This is a genomic window from uncultured Jannaschia sp. (assembly GCF_947494025.1).
Taxonomy (GTDB): domain Bacteria; phylum Pseudomonadota; class Alphaproteobacteria; order Rhodobacterales; family Rhodobacteraceae; genus Jannaschia.
On sequence record NZ_CANLTQ010000137.1, the window covers coordinates 1 to 536 of the forward strand.

Here is a 536-nt window from a genome sequence, read left to right on the forward strand (position 1 = left end):
GCCCCTCCCGCCGCCAGATCCGCTCGACCGTTGCCCGGCAGGCGATTTGCAACGCAAATCTGCCGAGAGGGGCGCTTGGTGTTCACGACCCAGCCAGCATCTCGCAGCATGGCAGCGATCCGGCGATAGCCGTAGCGCCCGTATTGGCTGGCGAGCGCCACGATGTCCGCGGTCAGGGCGTTCTCGTCGGATCGCCCTCGCGGCACCTTGCGCTGCGTCGAGCGATGCTGCCCGAGCACACGGCAAGCGAGGCGCTCCGAGATGCGGAACTTCTGCCTTGCATGCTCGATGCAGCGACGACGGCGGGCGGGGCTCAGAAGTTTCGCTGCGCGGACCTTCGGTTCCCGAGGCGGCCTCCCGGAGGATCAGCTTCTCGATCGTCAGATCGGAGACAGCCTTGCGAAGCCGCTCCCTCGCCATTGGGCTTGAACCAATGGCACCGCAATGGCTCGATCCTTCTCGAGCTCCTTCAGTCGCTTCACCTGGCCGGTCTTCAAGCCGCCGAACTCCTTGCGCCATCGGTAGTAGGTGAACTG

Annotated in this window: 1 pseudogene; it reads right to left on the minus strand. The window is 65.5% G+C overall.

The annotated features are described in order from the left end of the window. Positions 1-71: 71 nt before the first annotated feature. Positions 72-536 (minus strand): annotated as a pseudogene (locus Q1B08_RS21670) (IS3 family transposase); the annotation flags it as partial.